Raw genomic sequence first — 18,412 nt, 5'->3', positions numbered from 1 at the left:
GTTCAGCGACGCTGCTCGCGCCACCACAGGCCCAGCATGGACAGCGCGAACAATACGGCGAATGGCGCAACCGGCAGCGGGCGGCTTGGCGGCTGGGCGGCTTCGACTTCGGCGTTGGTCGCACGCGCCGCGTAGAGCGTGGTCGCGTCGCGGCGCAGCGCCTTCTGCCAGGCCGGCCAATCGGTGCGGGCGTACACATACTCCATGCCCTGCTCCGCCACGCCGGCCGCTTTGAACGTCATCCATCCGGCCTTCTGCGGCCACAACGCGGCGCATGCCGCCTCCGCCTTGTCCGCACGCGGCTGCAACTGAAGCGGCGCGGCGCCTGCAACGTCCAGCACCGTTCCGGTCTTCACGCCCTGCGCGCAAATCTCGCTGCGCAAGCCGGGTAGCGGCATCGGATCGGCCATCTGCCAGCCGGTCTTCTGCACGCTGGCCAGCGCGATACTGTCCATCGCCCCCTGCCACCACAAGGCCAGTGCCTGCGGTGAGCTGATCGCATAACGGTGCCAGTCCGACACGCCCACCCACACCACGCGTCCCTGCTGCAAATCGCGCTGCCACAGCCACGGCAGCTTCTTGCCATCGCGCGCCACCACGGACCACGGCGCGGCGGCGTTATCGTCCGGATTCAGCCCCGCAGGCGGCATCGCCAGCGCAGCACCGGCGACGGTGAACTGGCGCGTATCTTCCTTCTCCGTGGTCACCGATTGCGGACGCAGTCGCAAACCAAACTCGCGCTGCCACATCCCCGCATCGGCGGCGTTGGAACCCAGTACCACCAATGGCACGCCCTGCCGCGTCTGCGCCAGCAAGGCGCTGCGCGCCGACGGATTCATATGCTCGACATAGGCAGCATCGACAAACATCGCATTCGGCGCAGTCAACGGTGCGCGCGCGGTCTCGCTGCGGGCCACGGCCTTGCCAAGCGTGACGTTCCAGTCCAGTATCGCGCTGCCGTCGGCCAGCAGCTGGTTCAAGGCACGGGCATCGAACGACGGCGCGTCGAAGCGGCCCTGTATCTGCAAGGGCAAAGCATCCTTGACTTGCAATGGCACCGGACCTTGCGCAATCACCTTGCCGGCGCCATCGAGCAAGCGCGCCTGCAACACCATGGCCTCCGCTACAGGCGGCAGCCACTGCACGCTCAGTTGCGACGTGGCCGTGGCGGCGATCTGCGAATCGGCCAGCACCTGCTTGTTCTCGGCCAGCAGCTGCAAGCGCCAGCCGGATTGCGCCTGCCCGCGCCGCACCGTCAGCGTGAAAATGCGGCCGAGCGACATCGAGCGCGGGAAGTCCAGCCACAGCAGATCGGCGGCGGCTGGCTTCCATTGCACGCGGCGTGCCGGAAGATCGCGCCACTCCGCTTCGCGCAGGCCGTCGCCGCTCAAGGCGATCGACTGCGCACGCGAAATCGCCAGCAAGGATGCCTCGCCGATACCGCCGGATGCATCGGTCGCCACGGCCACGATGTTGTCGCCAGCCTGAGGCAAACGGATGTCCGCCAGCGCGACGGCCAGCGATGCCGATGCCGCGACGATCAATGCGGCGTCGATCCATTTGCGCTTGCGGCCATACAGCACGGCGCCGGCCGCGCCGGCTGCCAGCGCGGCGAGTGGCACGACCGCCGGCGCGGTGACGATAGCGGCCGTAAAATCCATGTCCATCATTTCTGTTGCTCCTTGCCGCTCCAGGCCTGACGGAACGGCGTATCCGTCGAAGGCCGCGCCTGCAGCAGCACCGGTGCATCCGTCAGCGTGCCGCGCAACCAGGCCCGCAGTTCGCCACGGCAGGCGGCGCAGCCATCCTGCACATCCTGCACCGCGCGCTGGGCGCTCAGTTTCTGTTCCTGGTCGACGATGCGAGCGACGATGGTGTCGCGCGCCGCCTTGCTCCACAGCGCCGGCAGCGCGCCGTCCTGCGACAGCGCCTGCACCAGTTCGCGCACCTCGGCCGGCACCGTGTTGTCCGCCGCCCCCTGCGCGCGCTTGTAGCTCAACACGCCGACGATGTCGCCGCTCATGCGTTTCTCTTCTTTCAAAGCGGGGGGAACGAAGGCCGTGCGGTGCAGGTAGATGCGCTCCGCCGCCTGCAGTTCCTTGATCGCTTCGAGCGCCTTGTACTCGGGCGGCAGCGCCGGTTTGGGGCTTATCGCACGCAGCGATTTTTCGGCATCCCACATGGCCGACAAGGCGCGCTTCAGCACCGCCTTGGTCTTGGGATCGAAGATGGTGGCGTTGTCTTCCTGGTCGTGCGCGTGGCCGAACTCCTTCAGCACCGACATCTGACTGCCGAAGGCCGCAGGAGCATCGCGGTGTTCCTCGCCCTCGTGGTCGTGCTCGTCGCCGAACAGGCTGGATTCCTCGCCGAGGAACTGGCCGTAGCGCAGCCGCAGCTTGGCCTGGTCCGAGGCAATGGCTTCGCTGCGGGCGCGCACCGTGGCGACGGGCATGTTGGGGTGGGCCTGCATATCGGCCACCAGCTGCTCGGTGTCGATGATGATCTGGCGCTGGCTGCGCAGGTTCTCGGGCTTGGCCATGGACGGCAAGGCGGTCGATTCCAGGCTCTCCGCTTCCGGCGCGGGCAGGCGCAGCGTGTAGGTGGGCGATTGGGTGGTGTGCGGATTGTCCGGCGAGTTGTCGGTGGCGCGCACGAAGAAGTACAACTCGTCGCCGGGTTCCATGCCCAGTTCCGTCAGCGTCCACTGCTTTTTCCAGTTGCGGACTTTGGGGTCCGGCGATTGCGGCAGCGGTACTTCGCGGTCGCTGAAGCGGATGTTCTCACCGCTGCCGCGCGCCAGCGTCATGTGCAGGCTGGCGCGGACGATGGCGTAGTCGTCGCGGGCGGTGACGGCGATCTGCACGGTTTTGGCATCCTTGGACAGGATGTGTATCAACTCGGTCGGCTCGATGATGGTGACTTGCGGCGCCTGGTCGGGCGTGACGCGGATGTTGTAGCGCGTGCCGTTCTTGCCACGCGCGCGCCAGAACAGCGATTCTTCGACGCGCTTCACGGCGCAGGCTTCGGTGACGGGCAGGGTCTGGCCGTCGCCCAGCTCCACCGCCGGCTGCGCGCCGCTCGGATTGCGCACGCACCAGCGCACTTCGGAGAATTGCGGCACCTGAAGGTCGCGGGCGGCGGTTTCGAATGGTTTGACGCCGGTGTAGGCCGGCGGCGTGACGCTCAGGTAGATTTCACCGTCGACGATGGCTTTTGCTGTCTGGGCGTCAGCGATGGATGCAACGGCGGCGGTCTGCTTGCCGTGGTAGCCCCATGCGGCGCCTGCTGCGGCAAGGCTGAGCAGCACAGGCAAAACGCCGACGCGCACGCGGGTGCGGGCGATGCTGCGGTAGTCGTCGTCGGCCAGCACGGAGGCCAGGCGGGCGCGCAGGCGCTCCTGCTGGAGCCTGGCGATGGGCGTGGTGGCGTCGGCGGCCAGCAGCGTGCTGCTGTCTTCCAGTGCGGGGATGGCGGCGTCCAGCCAGGAGGTCCATTCACGCTTGAGGCGTCGGCGCCAGCGGTAGATGTCTGCGGCCACCCAGATGGTCCATGGCAGTATCGCCGCGATGACCAGGGGGCGGGCGGCGTGCAGCAGGATCAGGGCGATGACCAGCGGAGCCAGTGCGGCCAGCCATTGCGGTACGCGCCGGCGCAGCACGGCGGCCCACAGGCGACGGCGCAGGGTGTTAGTTTCGCCGTACATGGGTCAGTATCCGTTCGAGTAAAAACAGCGCGAGCAGGGCTAGCGCGAGCCAGGTGGCGGGCTTGGCGTCGGTGATGGCGGGCAGCGCGCTGCGGGCGGCGGCCAGGGTTTGCGATGGCATCGGGTAGGCAGGCGCGGGAGCGGCTTTGAGCTGCTGCCAGGCTTCGTAGATGGCGCGCGCGGTGTCGGCGTCGCGGGCCGGCCAGGCGTCGGTGAGCCACAGGCGGCCGCGCGGGGAGTCGGCGTATTTCAGCGTGAGGCCGTTGACGGTCAGCGTGGAGCCGTTGGCCAGTTCGGGGAAGGCGGTTTGCGAGGTAAGCCACCAGTGCGGGGCGTGCCAGCCGGCGGGCGGCGTGGCGGCGGAGTCCCATACGATCAATTCGGTCTTGGCGCTTGGCTCGGCAGCGAGTGTGTAGCGGATCGCGCCGTCGCCGGCGCGGTCGAAGGCGGCGAACAGCGAGCGCCATGCAGCCCCCTGCTCCTGTGCGCCCGCCAGCACAACGTGGCGTCCGGCCGGTGTCGGCGCCGACGCTGCGGCGGACGGCGTGGCGGCGGCCGGCAGCCTGGTACGCACTTCCACTTGATGGCTGAATTGCGGCATGCGGGCCGGCATTGCCAGCTGGCCGGCGCGGGCGACGATCAGCAGGCGCGCGCTGGGGCGCCAGTCGCGCTCGTGCTGGCGCAGCCATTGCATGCCCTGCGGCGGCAGCTCGATACGCTGCGCCGCGCCCATGCCGGCGGCGGCGATCTGCTGCTCCGCCCATGCCTTGTCCGCACCGGCGTCCAGCAGCACGGTATCGCCGCGCCACGGGAAGATGGTCGCGGCCAGCCAGGCGATCAACGCCACCAGCATCAGACAGCGCACCAGCAACAGCAAGCGGTCCCGCCACTGCCACACGCGCAACTGCTCCGGCGCGGCCGACGGCAGGAAGCGCGCCGTCGCCAGCGGCTCGGCCTTCAAGCGTTGACGCTTCTGGCGATGCCACCACACCGGCAGCAGCAACACCGGCAACGCAAGCCACCAGAATGGATAAGAACTCAGCATCGACAACCCATCATCATTTTGCGCGCGCTCCCGCCAGCTGCAACCAGCTGCGCAGCACGCCGCCCAAAGGCTGCTCGATACGCGCCTCGTAGTGGACGATATTGTTTTGACGGCAGCTGGTGGCCACCGCATCGAAGTGCGCCCGGCTCTGCTGCCTGTAGCCGTCGCGGTCCGCATTGGTCAAACGATGCAGGCCATCGCTCGACTCCGGATCACGGTACGCGGCGCCGGCGCGGAAGCTGGCATCCACCTCCGCCTGCGTGCGCAAGGTCAGCAGGCGCACGTCATGCCGCAGGCTGCGCAAGCGCAGCAGCGCCTCGCTCAGCGGCGACGGCCAGTCAAGGAAATCGCTGGCAGCAAAAATCAGACTCGGCGACCGCGCGAAATGCAGATTCGCCTTCAGCACCTCAGCGCTTGGCAAAACGCCTTCCGGCTTGGCCTTGGCCAGCTGCGCCAGCACGCGCTGCAACTGGCGCGGCCCGCGCGAAGCCTGCGTGAACTCGACCTTGCCGCCGCTGCACACCACCAGCCCGAACGCGTCGCCCTGCCGCTGCGCGATGGCCGCCACGCAGGCCAGCACGGTGCGCGCGAACCACAGCTTGTCCACGCCGTTGATATCGCGGCTGGGCTCCGCCATCGACGCGCTGGCGTCCAGCCATAGCCAGGTAGCGACATGACTATCGCGCTCCGCCTCGCGGACGAAGTAGCGGTCCGCGCGCGCCAACAGCTTCCAGTCCACGCGGCGCCACTCGTCGCCCGGCGCGTAGGCCCGGTACTCGGAGAACTCCACGCCGGCGCCACGCTCGCGGCCCGCATGCAGGCCGTGGCCCAGCCCCGCCAGCACGTGGCGGATCACCAGCTCCAGGTCCTTGGTCTGCGCCATCATCGCCGTCATGGTGGCGGCGGACGGTTTAAAGGTCGATTGCATCGCGGCCTGTTATTCCGGGCGAATATGCTCGCGCAGCGCCAGCAGGATGTCAGCAATCGCCACACCGTCCGCCTCCGCCTCGAAGTTGCGGATCACACGATGCGCCAGCACCGGCAGCAGCATCTCGGCGATATCCTCGCGCGTGACGGCCAGGCGGTTGTGCATCAGCGCCCGCGCCTTGGAAGCCAGCACCAGCGCCTGTCCCGCGCGCGGACCAGCACCCCAGCCCACGTGCTTCTTCACCGCCGGCACCGTCGTCAGCGCCGGACGCGTGGCGCGCACCAGGCGCGTCGCATAGGCCAGCAGATGATCGCCGATCTCGATGTCGCGCACCAGCTGCTGCAAACGCAGCAGCGTCGCCACGTCCATCACCGGGTCCGCATCCTTCAGGCCCGCGTGGGTGGTGGCGGAGACCATCGCGATCTCCTCTTCCTCGGTCGGGTACACCACGTCGATACGCAGCAGGAAGCGGTCCAGCTGCGCTTCCGGCAGCGGATAGGTGCCCGCCTGCTCGATCGGGTTCTGCGTCGCCAGCACGAAGAAAGGCTTGGGCAGCTTGTGCGTCTGCCCGGCGAAGGTCACGCTGCGTTCCTGCATCGCCTCCAGCAGCGCCGATTGCGTCTTCGGCGGCGCGCGGTTTATCTCGTCCGCCAGCAGCACCTGCGTGAACACCGGCCCTTGCTGGAAGCGGAACTCGCGCTTGCGCGTCGCATGGTCTTCTTCCAGGATCTCGGTGCCGACGATATCCGACGGCATCAGGTCCGGCGTGAACTGCACACGGTGGAAGTCCATATCCGTCGCCTGCGACAGCGATTTGACCAGCAGCGTCTTGCCCAGTCCCGGCACGCCCTCCACCAATGCATGGCCGCCGGCCAGCAAACAGATGATCAGCGAATCGATCACGTTTTCCTGGCCGATGATCACACGGGACATGCTCGCCTTCAGCGCCGCCACCTTGGCGCTCAGCGCGCCGATTTCATTTTCGCTCCAGGCGATTGCACTATCCAAGATCAAGCTCCCAACGCATATTGAATGATATTGACCGCGAAGCGGGTGTTGTCGACCACCAGCCACCGCTTGTTGCGGAAGTCGTAGTCCCACTCGCAGCCGTAGTCCTTGTTGCTGTACAAAAGCCGCACGCGGCCGCCGACTTCCACCGCCTTCAGGTAGTCGTGCACCAGATCGTCGCCCCAGCCGTTGAGCTCCACGCTGGTGTTGGGCGGACCGTCGAAATGGAAGAAGCTCGAATACACCGGATGCGTATTCGGTATCTTGTGCAGCGCCTTCGGCCCGAAGATACGGGCGATTTCGGCCTCGAACGATTTGGCGAACAGGCCGTCGATATCGTGGTTGCAGTCGTCCACGAACAGGAAGCCGCCGCCCTTGATGTAGCGCTCCAGGTTCTTGCGCTCGGCCGGCGTGAACTGCACCAGCTTGTGGCCGGCGAAGTAGCAGAACGGCGCCTCCAGCATCTTCGGATCGGACAGCGCGACGATGCGCTCGACGGGATCAACACGCAAGGTCGTATATTCGACCAGCGAGTTGAGCACGTTGCTCGGCATGCGGATATCGACATCCCAGTCGCCCGACTCGTAAGTCAGGCGGGTGAAGTAAAAATCGTAGTTGGCCACAACCTCGCCTTTAAACCGCGTCCGACAAGGAGGTGAAGTTAAAGTCGCGCACCTTCATCGGCGGGATCAGCATCTGGAAGCGCACCTCGTCGCCGCCGATCACCACCGGCTTGCCCAGCTCCTCGATATTGTTCAGCATCGACACAGGGCTTTCGTTGAAGCGGAAGTTCTTGATCGGATGCTTGATCTTGCCGTTCTCGATGTAGAAGGTGCCGTCGCGCGTCAAGCCGGTCAGCAGCACCGACTGCGGATCGACCATGCGGATGTACCAGGTGCGTGTGACCAGCACGCCCTTCTTGGTCGACGCGATCAGCTCCTCGGTCGACTTGCCGCCGCCCGCCATGATCATATTGCCGTGACGGCCGGCGGCGCGCTTGCCCTGCTTCTCCGCCCAGTAACGGGTGTAGTCCAGCGATTCGATCTTGCCGTTCTTGATGACGTCCGTGCGCTCGCGCGCCAGCATCGACGAACCGTCCCACGCCAGCACCGGCACGTCCTTGTCCCACGGATCGGCCCAGACGTTGACCTGCTCGTCGAACAGCTTCTCGCCCAGGCGGTTGCCGCCGCCCTTCTTCGACAGGAAGCTGCGGCCTTCGTCGGCCTGGCGCGCATCGAAGGCGCCGAACATGCGGCCGATGATTTCCGACGTCGCCGCCGGCTCCAGGATCACCGTGTAGCGGCCCGGCTCCAGCGCCTTGGCCTCCACCGATTTCAGCGCCTTCTCGATCGCGATCTCGGACGCTTCGCGGGCGTCGAACTTCTTCGCATCGTTGGCCGAGCGCGTGGCCCAGCCGGAACCGCGGCCATCCTCGGTGCGGGTGGTGACGGTGAAGCCCAGGTTGCTCAAGGTCTGGTAGCCGAACACGCCGTTCGAGTTGGCCACCGTTTCGAAGCCGGTGGTGTCGCTGAAGAAGCCGGCAGCCACCAAACCCTGCTTGCGGCAGGCGTTGATGCTGGCGGCCGCCACTTCGGCGCGGTATTCGGGATCGATGGCGGCCGTGGCCTCGCTGTAGGTGGCCGAGGTTTTGTATTCCTGCTTCTTGATCGCCGGCTGGAACTCCGGATTCTCCGGCGCCAGGCGCGCCACGTCTTCGGCGCGGCGCACGGCTTTTTCCAGCGACTTGTCGTCGAACTCATTGATCGACGCCGTGCCCTGGCGCTTGCCGAAGGCGACGCTGATGCTCAGCTGCGTATTCTCGGTCAGGCCGGCGGTCGACACCGCGTTGCGCGCGTAGCGGATATTGCCGTTGCGGGCGCCGCTGATCTGCACGCGGCATTCGTCGGCCTTGGACAGCGACATCACCTTGTCGCAAATGCGTTTTGCTTCTTCCTGATTCAGCATCTTCATTGTTTATCCTATCTTGCGAGCGGTGTTGATGACGTTGATGCCGTTGAAGCGCGTGGTCGGCGAACCGTGCGACACGGCGCTGACCTGCGAAGGCTGGCCCTTGCCATCGAAGAAGGAGCCGCCCATGCGCCAGTCGCGTTCATCGCACAGCGCCGAGCAGGCGTTCCAGAATTCCTGCGTGTTGGACTGGTAGGCCACGTCCTCCAGCTGGTTGGTGATCTTGCCGTTCTTGATCTCGAAGTACAGCTGGCCGCCGAACTGGAAGTTGTAGCGCTGCTGGTCGATCGAGTACGAGCCGCGGCCCAGGATGTAGATGCCCTTCTTGACGTCCTTGACCATGTCGTCCGGCGTCAGCGGCTTCTTGCCCGCTTCCAGCGACACGTTGGGCATGCGCTGGAACTGCACGCTGCTCCAGCTGTCCGCGTAGGAGCAGCCGTGCGATTCCTTCTCGCCGATGATGGCCGCCTGGTCGCGCGTGGCCTGGTAGTTGACCAGGATGCCGTTGCGGATCAGGTCCCAGCGCTTGGAGGCCACGCCTTCGTCGTCGTAGCCCACGCAGCCGAGCGAGCCCGGGGTGGTCTTGTCGGCGACGATGTTGACCAGATCCGAACCGTATTTGAAGCTCTTGCTCTTCCACTTGTCCAGCGTGGCGAAGCTGGTGCCGGCGTAGTTGGCCTCGTAGCCCAGCACGCGATCCAGTTCGGTGGCGTGGCCTACCGATTCGTGGATGGTCAGGAACAGGTGTTCCGGCGACAGCACCAGATCGTACTTGCCCGGTTCGACGGTTTTCGCGGTCAGCTTTTCGCGGGCCTGGCGGCCGGCGGCGCGCGCATCCTCGATCAAGTCGTAGGCGCCCTTGTACAGCGTGGTGACGTTGCCGGCGGCCCTGACCTTGTTGGACTCTTTCGCGTCGAAGAATTCATAGCCCATGCTGGCCGGCGACGACAAGCCGTCGCGCGTGCGAAAGCGGTTGGTGGCCTTGTCGACGGCGGTGGCGGTCAGCGGCGACCACAGGCGGTGGATGTCCTGGTCGATGTAGGAGCCGTCGGTGGAGGCGAAGTACTTCTGCTGGTTCACCTGGAACAGGTTGGACGACATGAAGCTGGCGCCCGCGTCCAGGCCGGCCTTGTTGGCGGCGATCAGCATCTCGGCCTTTTCCTTGATGGGCACCGTGCGCCAGTCCTTCTTGAACGGCGTGGCCCACGCCACTTCGCCCACGCCCTTGACGGGGGCCAGCACCACAGGCTCGGTTTGCAGCTTGGCGTTGGCGCGCGCGATGGCGACGGCCTGGCGCGCGGCGGCGGCCACCGAATCCAGCGTCATGACGTTGGTCGAGCAGAAGCCGTAGGCGCCGTTGGCGATCACGCGCACGCCGACGCCGGAGGATTCGGTGTTGACGATGTTTTCCACGTTCAGGTCGCGCGTGGTGAGGAACTGGTTCAGGTAGCGGCCGATGCGCACGTCGCAGTAGCTGGCGCCGGCCTTGGTGGCGGCGTTCATCGCGGCGTCGGCCAGCGACTTCTTGAACTGCACGGCCACGGGGTTGAGCAGCTCTTCGGCCGCGATGGCGTTGCCGAAGACCGGTATCAGCAGGCTGCCGCCGGCGGCGGCACTAACTTTTAGAAATGAACGTCGTTCCACATTAACTCCCTGAAAAATGTAACAGGGCCGGAACTAGTCCGGCCCCTTGATGCTTTAAACCGCGTCGGAAAGCGAGGTAAAGTTGAAGTCGCGCACCCGCATCGCCGGTATCAGCAGCTGGTACTGCGACTCGTCACCCGACAGGATCTCCGGCCGGCCCAGTTCCTCGATGTTGTTCAACATCGTCACCGGGCTTTCATTGAAGCGGAAGTTCTTGATCGGATGCTTGATCTTGCCGTTCTCGATGTAGAAGGTGCCGTCGCGCGTCAGGCCGGTCAGCAGCACCGACTGCGGATCGACCATGCGGATGTACCAGGTGCGCGTGACCAGCACGCCCTTCTTGGTATTGGCGATCAGCTCCTCGGTCGACTTGTTGGTGCCGGCCATGATGATGTTGCCCGGCGAGCCGACGGCGCGCTTGCCCTGCTTCTGCGCCCAGAAGCGCGAGTAGTCCAGGTTGGCGATCTTGCCGCCCTTGATGATGTCCATGCGCTCGCGGGCCAGCATGTTCTGGCCGTCCCACGGCATCACCGCCACGTCCTTGTCCCAAGGGTCGGTCCAGACGTTGACCTGCTCGTCGAACAGCTTCTCGCCCAGGCGGTTGCCGCCGCCCTTCTTCGACAGGAAGCTGCGGCCCTCGTCGGCCTGGCGCGCGTCGAAGCCGTTGAACATATAGCCCAGCAGGTCCGAGGTGGCGGCCGGTTCCAGGATCACCGTGTAGCGGCCCGGCTCCAGCGCCTTGGCGTCCACCGAGCGCAGCGCCTTTTCAATCGCCACGTTGGACGCTTCGCGCGCGTCGAACTTGCTGACATCGCCGACGCTGCGCTTGGCCCAGCCCGAACCGCGGCCGTCTTCCGTGCGCACCGTGACGGTGAAGTCCAGGCCCGTGTCCTGCTGGTAGCCGAACACGCCGTTGGAGTTGGCGATGGCGGTGAAGGACGAGGTGTCGCTGAAGAAGCCCGCTGCCACCAGCTTGTTCTTCTTGCTGTTCTCGATGCTGTAGGCCGCGACCTGGGCGCGGAATTCAGGATCGATGTCGGCGGTCTTCTGCGAGAAGGTGTCGCTGGCCTTGTATTGCTGCTTGCCCGGCGTGGCCACGAACTCCGGATTTTCCGGCGCCAGGCGGGCCAGGTCTTCCGCGCGGCGCACGGCTTTTTCCAGCGACTTGTCGTCAAACTCGTTGATGGTGGCGATGCCCTGCTTCTTGCCGAAGGCGACCGACACGATCAGCTGCGTGTCCTCGATCAAACCGGCGGTGGACACGGCGTTGCGCGCGTAGCGGATATTGCCCTTGCGGCTGCCGGTGATGTTCACCTCGCACTGGTCGCCCTTCGACAGCGACAGCACCTTGTCGCAAATACGTTTTGCTTCGTCTTGACTCAAATTCTTCATCTCGTGGTCTCCAGGGCTTAGCCGATTTTGCGTGCGGTGTTGATGACGTTGATGCCGTTGAAGCGCGCCGTGCTGGAGCCATGCGACACCACCGACACCTGCGAAGGCTGGCCTTTGCCGTCAAAGAAGGAACCGCCCATGCGCCAATCGCGCTCGTCGCACAGACCGGCGCAGGCATTCCAGAACTCCTGGGTGTTCGACTGGTACGCCACGTCTTCCAGCATCTCGCCGATCTTGCCGTTCTTGATTTCGTAGAACAGCTGGCCGCCGAACTGGAAGTTGTAGCGCTGCTGGTCGATCGAGAAGGAACCGTCGCCGACGATGTAGATGCCCTTCTTGACGTCCTTGACCATCTCGTCCGGGGTCATCTTCTTCTTGCCCGCTTGCAGCGAGACATTGGGCATGCGCTGGAACTGCACGCTGCTCCAGTTGTCCGCATACGAGCAGCCGTGCGACTCCTTCTCGCCGATGATGTGGGCCTGGTCGCGGGTGGCCTGGTAGTTGACCAGGATGCCGTCCTTGATGATGTCCCAGCGCTTGCACTTGACGCCTTCGTCGTCGTAGCCGACGTTGGCCAGCGAGCCCGGGGTGGTCTTGTCGGCGACGATGTTGACCATGTCCGAACCGTACTTGAATTTCTTCGACTGCCATTTGTCCAGCGTGGCGAAGCTGGTGCCGGCGTAGTTGGCCTCGTAGCCCAGCACGCGATCGAGCTCGGTCGGGTGGCCGACCGATTCGTGGATGGTCAGCCACATGTGCTCGGGCGACAGCACCAGGTCGTACTTGCCCGGCTCGACCGACTTGGCGGTCAGCTTCTGCTTGGCCTGCTTGCCGGCCGCGCGCGCATCTTCGATCAGGTCGTAGGACTTGGTGTACAGCGTGGTCACGCCGCCGGCCGCCTTGATCTTGTGCTCCGGACGCGCATCCAGGTATTCGTAGCCCATGCCGACCGGCGACGACAGGCCCTGGCGCGAGCGGAACTTGTTGGTCTTCTGGTCGACGGCGGTGGCGAACACCGGCATCCACAGGCGGTGCAGGTCCTGGTCGATGTAGGAGCCGTCGGTGGAGGCGAAGTACTTCTGCTGGTTCACCTGGAACAGCAGCGACTGCATGAAGCTGGCGCCGCCTTCCATGCCGGCCTTGTTGGCGGCGATCAGCAGGTCGGCCTTCTCCTTGATGGCGACGGTGCGCCAGTCCTTGACGATGGGGGTGGCCCACGCCACTTCGCCCACGCCCTTGACCGGGGCCAGGATGACGGGCTCGGTCTGCAGCTTGGCGTTGGCCTTGGCGATGGCGACGGCCTGGCGGGCGGCGGCGGCAACGCCGTCCGGCGTCATGTCGTTGGTGGCGGCAAAGCCGTAGGCGCCGCCGGCGATCACGCGCACGCCGACACCGGCCGATTCCGTGTTGACCACGTTCTCGACGTTCAGGTCGCGGGTGGTGATGAACTGGTTCAGGTAGCGGCCCACGCGGACGTCGCAGTAGGAGGCGCCGGCCTGGGTCGCCGCGGTCAGCGCGGTGTCGGCCAGCATTTTCTTGAATTGCAGGGCGACTGGCTTGAGCAGTTCTTCCGCCGCGATTGCGCGACCGAAGGCGGGCAGCAGCATCGTGCCCAGGGCCAGACTACTAACATTGAGGAATGCACGTCGTTCCATCGTATCTCCAAAAACGTAACAGCAAGGATTAGATTGCGGGCCGGTCGCCCGGGGTTCTGCTTTTTATTTGCTCTTCTAGCTGGAACTACTTCTTTACCGCTCGTTGCTTTGCACTACACCTGAATATCCGCCGCCGTTTCCGCCGGTTTAGCAATATTAGCGCCGGATCAAGGAACGAGATAGGCAAATTTTGTGCCACGAGTAATCATGTTGAAAGCCGCTGCTTTTGCGGCGAACGGCATGGTTGGAGTGTCCGTTTAAGTGTCCGCCGGACTGTCCGCGAGTGTCCGCGAGTGTCCGCTTGCGCAGGGCGATGGAAATGCTGCGCCGCAGCGGTGCGCGATGCTCCGTCACGGTGCGGCGGAGCGCCATCCCAATTCGCTTGACCTGCCCGCCGCCCTGGACCATGATCGCGCAGGGCGAGCAAGCGCGCATCGTCCAACCATACGAACCCTCAGGAGACTCTGCATGAAACGAACCGTCCTTGCCGCCCTGGCCACCACCGCCATGCTGTTCAGCGCCGCCGGCGCCATCGCCGCCGAAGACGCTGCGCTGAAGGCCGCCATCGCCGCGCCATCGCGCACCCCGGCCAACGTCGAGCGCGACGTCTACCGCCATCCGTACGAGACGCTGAGCTTCTTCGGCATCAAGCCGACGATGACGGTGGTGGAGCTGGCGCCGGGCGGCGGCTGGTACACCGAGATCCTGGCGCCCTACCTGCGCGACCACGGCAAGCTGATCGCCGCCGGCAACGACCTGGCCTCGCCGGACGCCAACGAGCGCAAGGCCGCGGAGCGCTACATGGCGCGCCTGAACGCCAAGCCGGAGGTGTACAACAAGGTGGCGCTGGGCGTGTTCTCGCCGCCGCGCAAGTATGAGTTCGCGCCGGCCGGCAGCGTCGACATGGTGCTCACCTTCCGCAACATCCACAACTGGACGGAGAGCGGCCCGGACAACATGAAGGCGCTGTTCGGCAGCGTCTACACCAGCCTGAAGAAAGGCGGCGTGTTCGGCGTGGTCGAGCACCGCCTGCCGGCCTCCAAGCTGGAGGGCAAAGGCGCCAGCGAAGGTTATGTGCACGAGAAGTATGTGATCGGCCTGGCCGAAGCGGCCGGCTTCAAGCTGGCGGACAAGTCGGAGGTCAACGCCAATCCGAAGGACAAAGCCGAACATAAAGGCGGCGTCTGGGCGCTGCCGCCGACCTACGCCAACAAGGACGCCGACCGCGAGATGTACAAGGCCATCGGCGAGAGCGACCGCATGACGCTGAAGTTCGTCAAGCCTTAACCCGAACCGGCGAGTCGCCAACGGGGTCGGCCCCCGTACGGGGTCCGACCCCTGCGTGGCCCTGCGGGGTTAAAAGCGCGTGAACTTGTTCTCGTCCGGCGCGCCGTCGGCCACGAGATCGAGTTTGCGCGGCGAGCGGGGCGAGCGGGCCGCGCCCGCCTTCAGCACCGCCGCGCGCCGCAGCGGCGACACGCGCGGCGCGTCGTCCAGCGCATACTGCTTGAACACCGCCATCAACTGGCCGAGCTGCTCGGCTTGGGCGCTCATCTCTTCCGACGTGGCCGCCAGTTCCTCCGAACTGGCCGCGTTGACCTGCGTGGTCTGGCTCAGCTGGATCACCGCGCTGTTAATCTGCCGCACGCCGGAAGTCTGCTCTTCCGACGCCGCCGAAATCTCCTGCACCAGGTCCGACGTCTTGCGGATATTGGGCACCAGCGCATCGAACATCTGGCCGGCCTGCTCGGCCAGCTCCACGCTGTCCGACGCCACCTTGCTGATCTCCTGCGCCGCCACCTGGCTGCGCTCGGCCAGCTTGCGCACCTCGGCCGCCACCACCGCGAAACCCTTGCCGTGTTCGTGCGCGCGCGCCGCCTCGATGGCCGCGTTCAGCGCCAGCAGATTGGTCTGGTAGGCGATGTCGTCGATGATGCCGATCTTGCTGGCGATCTGCTTCATCGCCGCCGCCGTGGCCTTGACCACCTCGCCGCCGCGCGCGGCGTCGACCGCCGCCTGCGTGGCGATGCCGTCGGTGACTTTGGCGTTCTCGGTGTTCTGCGCGATCGACGCCGTCATCTGCTCGATGGAGGCGCTGGTTTCCTCCACGCCCGCCGCCTGCTCGCTGGCCGCCTGCGACAGCGACTGCGCCGTCGAGCTGACCTCCTCCGACGCGCCGGCCAGGCTGGCAACCACCTGCTGCACCTCGCGCACGATGCCCGACAGGCTGCGCGCCAGCCACACCGCCAGCACGCAACCGAGCACCGCGATCAGCACGTCCATCGCCAGGATCAGGCGCTTGGCGGAATCGGTCACTTCCGTCATGGCAGCCGATTCGCCCTTGGTTTCGCTATCGTTGACCTTGAGGAGCTTGCGGAAGGCGGTCGAGATGGCCTCGTCGGCGCCCTTGATGGCCTTGTCCATCTCCAGCGCCGTCATGCCCTTCTCCTGCATGGCTTCCAGCTTGCTCATGCTGTCGGCGTAGGCCTTGGTGCCGGCCAGTACATCGTTGAGCAGCGTCTGTTCGTCCGCAGTGAGGCCGCCGCCGCCCTTGTAGCCGGCCATCTCCTTGTCGATGGCCGCCAGGTCGGCGCGGAACTGCACGTTGTTGTCGCCGCCGCGCAGGATGTAGTTCTTGAAGTGGCGCACCGCATGGCCGTGGGCGGTAACGCCCTCCAGCACGGCGTTCTTGCGCGCCAGCGTGACGGTCTCGAAATCGGTCCAGTGCTCGTGAAGCGAACTGAGCTTAGCGAAGGCGATCACGCCCAGCAGCACCACCAGCAACACGATGGCGCCAAAACCGGCATGCAGCCGGGTCTCCATTTTCATCTGCTTGAACATGAGAGATTTCTCCAGTCGACAGGGAGGTCCACGATGCATTGTGAACCAATCCGCCGCTGCAAATCTCACCAATACTCACCTGTGGCGTACTACCCACGATGCCGGTGGCCGCTCCCCGCCAGCTTGAAGAAGGCCATGGTCTGCTGCAGCTGCTCGGCCTGCCCGCTCATCTCTTCGGCGGTGGCGGCCAGCTCCTCGGAACTGGAGGCGTTCTGCTGCGTGGTCTGGCTCAGCTGTGTGACGGCCGCGTTGATCTGGCCGACGCCGGCCGACTGCTCTTCCGACGCCGCCGTGATCTCCTGCACCAGGTTGGAGGTGCGGCGGATATTGGGCACCATCTGGTCGAGCAGGCGGCCGGCCTTCTCCGCCAGCTGCACGCTGCTCGACGCCACCTGTTCGATTTCCTGCGCCGCCACCTGGCTGCGCTCGGCCAGCTTGCGCACCTCGGCCGCCACCACCGCGAAGCCCTTGCCATGCTCGCCGGCGCGCGCCGCCTCGATCGCCGCGTTCAGCGCCAGCAGGTTGGTCTGGTAGGCGATGTCGTCGATGATGCTGATCTTCTTGGCGATCTGCTGCATCGCCGCCACCGTCGACTTGACCGCCTCGCCGCCCTCGGCCGCCTCCAGCGAGGCCTTGCTGGCGATGCCGTCGGTGACTTTGGCGTTTTCCGTGTTCTGCGAAATCGACGCCGTCATCTGCTCCACCGAGGCGCTGGTCTGCTCGGTGCCGGCGGCCTGCTCGCTGGCCGCCTGCGACAGCGACTGCGCCGTCGCGCTCACTTCCTCGGAGGCGCTGGCCAAGGCCTCGGCGCCGTTGTTCACCTCCTGCACCACCTGCGACAGCTTTTCTATCATGCCCTTCATCGCCGCCAGCAGGCTGCGGGTGTCGCCCGGCCTGAGCGCGACGTCGGCGCTCAGGTCGCCGTCCGCCACCTGGCGCACGATCTCCGCCGCATAACCCGGATCGCCGCCCAGCTGGCGCAGGATGCCGTTCAGGATCAACAGGCCCAGCGACACCAGCAAGGCCAGCGCCACGCCGGAGGCCACGTACATGCTGGTCAGCGCGCTGGCCGACGCGGCATCGGCCTCGGCCACGGCATCCTCGCCGTACTTGACGTTCATCGCCACCAGCTTGTCCAGGCTGCTCTCGACATCATGGAAGGCGGGGCGATTCGCGGTCAGCTTGGCGTGCAGCGCGGCGAACAAGTCCTTGCGCTTGGACGCGTCGGCGGCCAGGATCTGCTTGAGCATCTCGCCGAACTCGGCGTCCTTCTGCTTCCACGTGTCCCACTGCTTGACGAAGGTCTTCCACAGCGCGGCCTCTTCGCTGGCCTGCGGCAGCGCGTCGTAGACCTTCCATGCCTTGTCGATCTCGCCGAAGATCTCGGCGCGGCGCTTAATCTCATGGGCGACGCTGTTCACCTCGTCCGGGTAGGCGCCAACCGTATCGATGGCGCGGTTGGAGGAACGGATCGCGGTCTTGCCTTCATTGATGGCCATCAGCGCCTGCACCGATGGCATGCGGTTCTTGCCGATATCGGCCAGCATTGCCCCTTCTTTTTTCAAGCCCTGGAAGGCGATCACCATCACCAGCAGCAGCGCCAGAACGGCGACAGCGATCAGCGTCAGGATCTTGGTCCTGACTGTTATCTTGGCAAACATAGGGAACTCCCGGTTGACTGCGTTAAGATTCCAGCGGCAGCGCGCCGCCGGCCGCCAGCGCGGCAATCTCGCTGGCCGATACCACGTGTTGCACGTTCAGCAGCAGCACAAAGCGCCCCTGCACCTTGCCTATCCCCTGCAGCATTTCGGCGCGCACCTGGGCGCCGAAGCTGGGCGCCGGTTCGATATCGGCCGGCGGAATATCCAGCACCGCATTGACCGCGTCGACCAGGATGCCGATCACGAACGGGCCGTCGTCGCTGTCGACTTCGACCACGATGATGCAGGTGCGCTTGCCGATCGGCGAAGGCTCGCGCTCCAGCCTGCGCGCCAGGTCCAGCACCGGCACCGCCGTGCCGCGCAGGTTGATCACGCCGCTGATACAGGGCGGCATCTGCGGCACCGGCGTCACCCCGGCGTACTCCAGGATTTCACGCACCGCCAGGATGCCGATGGCGAACATGTCCTGTCCCAGCATAAAACTGAGAAATTGCGACGGGGCCGCGGCCGCGAGCTGCTTCTGTTCGGCCTTCGGGTCGGATCGGATCATGGTATTCATCGCCGCCT

Annotated in this window: 14 protein-coding genes; 1 reads left to right on the top strand and 13 read right to left on the bottom strand. The window is 65.6% G+C overall.

The window, feature by feature from the left end; all coding sequences use genetic code 11:
• Window positions 1-2 precede the first annotated feature (2 nt).
• Genes DUGA2_RS26400 through DUGA2_RS26355 form a run of 10 tightly spaced genes read right to left on the bottom strand, consistent with a single transcriptional unit; the run spans window position 3 to window position 13,343 of the window.
• Window positions 3-1,670 (bottom strand): hypothetical protein, encoded by a 1,668-nt coding sequence (locus DUGA2_RS26400; protein ID WP_070272377.1) that lies wholly within the window; start codon window positions 1,668-1,670, stop codon window positions 3-5.
• Window positions 1,667-3,703 carry a DUF4175 family protein gene (locus DUGA2_RS26395; RefSeq protein ID WP_070272376.1) on the bottom strand — a complete coding sequence of 679 codons (2,037 nt, stop codon included), beginning with the start codon at window positions 3,701-3,703 and terminating at the stop codon, window positions 1,667-1,669. Before DUGA2_RS26395 ends, DUGA2_RS26400 begins: the two co-directional genes overlap by 4 nt.
• Window positions 3,687-4,748 carry a BatA domain-containing protein gene (locus DUGA2_RS26390; RefSeq protein WP_070272375.1) on the bottom strand — a complete coding sequence of 354 codons (1,062 nt, stop codon included), beginning with the start codon at window positions 4,746-4,748 and terminating at the stop codon, window positions 3,687-3,689. The genes DUGA2_RS26395 and DUGA2_RS26390 overlap by 17 nt, the downstream gene beginning before the upstream one ends.
• Before the next feature lie 13 nt (window positions 4,749-4,761).
• Window positions 4,762-5,676 (bottom strand): DUF58 domain-containing protein, encoded by a 915-nt coding sequence (locus DUGA2_RS26385; RefSeq protein ID WP_070272374.1) that lies wholly within the window; start codon window positions 5,674-5,676, stop codon window positions 4,762-4,764.
• Between the two features lie 9 nt (window positions 5,677-5,685).
• Complete coding sequence (locus DUGA2_RS26380; RefSeq protein ID WP_083296484.1) at window positions 5,686-6,684, bottom strand: MoxR family ATPase; 999 nt, start codon at window positions 6,682-6,684, stop codon at window positions 5,686-5,688.
• Between the two features lie 2 nt (window positions 6,685-6,686).
• Entirely contained in the window at window positions 6,687-7,307 is a 621-nt protein-coding gene (locus DUGA2_RS26375; RefSeq protein WP_008444191.1) for a DUF4159 domain-containing protein, read from the bottom strand.
• Between the two features lie 10 nt (window positions 7,308-7,317).
• Window positions 7,318-8,655: a TldD/PmbA family protein gene (locus DUGA2_RS26370; RefSeq protein WP_070272373.1), complete on the bottom strand. Its 1,338-nt coding sequence runs from the start codon at window positions 8,653-8,655 to the stop codon at window positions 7,318-7,320.
• Between the two features lie 3 nt (window positions 8,656-8,658).
• Window positions 8,659-10,296: a TldD/PmbA family protein gene (locus DUGA2_RS26365; protein WP_070272372.1), complete on the bottom strand. Its 1,638-nt coding sequence runs from the start codon at window positions 10,294-10,296 to the stop codon at window positions 8,659-8,661.
• Window positions 10,297-10,350: 54 nt separating this feature from the next.
• Window positions 10,351-11,688 (bottom strand): TldD/PmbA family protein, encoded by a 1,338-nt coding sequence (locus tag DUGA2_RS26360; protein ID WP_070272371.1) that lies wholly within the window; start codon window positions 11,686-11,688, stop codon window positions 10,351-10,353.
• A 17-nt stretch (window positions 11,689-11,705) separates the two neighbouring features.
• A complete protein-coding gene (locus DUGA2_RS26355) occupies window positions 11,706-13,343 on the bottom strand; it encodes a TldD/PmbA family protein (RefSeq protein ID WP_070272370.1) in 1,638 nt (545 codons plus the stop codon).
• Between the two features lie 468 nt (window positions 13,344-13,811).
• Between DUGA2_RS26355 and DUGA2_RS26350 the strand changes: the two genes are divergently transcribed.
• Window positions 13,812-14,630 (top strand): class I SAM-dependent methyltransferase, encoded by an 819-nt coding sequence (locus DUGA2_RS26350; RefSeq protein ID WP_070272369.1) that lies wholly within the window; start codon window positions 13,812-13,814, stop codon window positions 14,628-14,630.
• A gap of 69 nt (window positions 14,631-14,699) precedes the next feature.
• Here DUGA2_RS26350 and DUGA2_RS26345 read toward each other — a convergent pair whose 3' ends face one another.
• From DUGA2_RS26345 to DUGA2_RS26335, 3 genes are all read right to left on the bottom strand, one after another.
• Window positions 14,700-16,184 carry a methyl-accepting chemotaxis protein gene (locus DUGA2_RS26345; protein WP_070272368.1) on the bottom strand — a complete coding sequence of 495 codons (1,485 nt, stop codon included), beginning with the start codon at window positions 16,182-16,184 and terminating at the stop codon, window positions 14,700-14,702.
• Between the two features lie 89 nt (window positions 16,185-16,273).
• Window positions 16,274-17,845 carry a methyl-accepting chemotaxis protein gene (locus tag DUGA2_RS26340; protein WP_070272367.1) on the bottom strand — a complete coding sequence of 524 codons (1,572 nt, stop codon included), beginning with the start codon at window positions 17,843-17,845 and terminating at the stop codon, window positions 16,274-16,276.
• Window positions 17,846-17,867: 22 nt separating this feature from the next.
• A complete protein-coding gene (locus DUGA2_RS26335) occupies window positions 17,868-18,404 on the bottom strand; it encodes a chemotaxis protein CheW (RefSeq protein WP_070272366.1) in 537 nt (178 codons plus the stop codon).
• Window positions 18,405-18,412 lie beyond the last annotated feature (8 nt).

Source organism: Duganella sp. HH101 (assembly GCF_001758795.1).
In the GTDB taxonomy this organism is placed as follows: domain Bacteria; phylum Pseudomonadota; class Gammaproteobacteria; order Burkholderiales; family Burkholderiaceae_D; genus Rugamonas; species Rugamonas rivuli.
The sequence above is the reverse complement of the archived record's forward strand: the minus strand, read 5'-3'. Positions and strand labels throughout refer to the sequence as shown.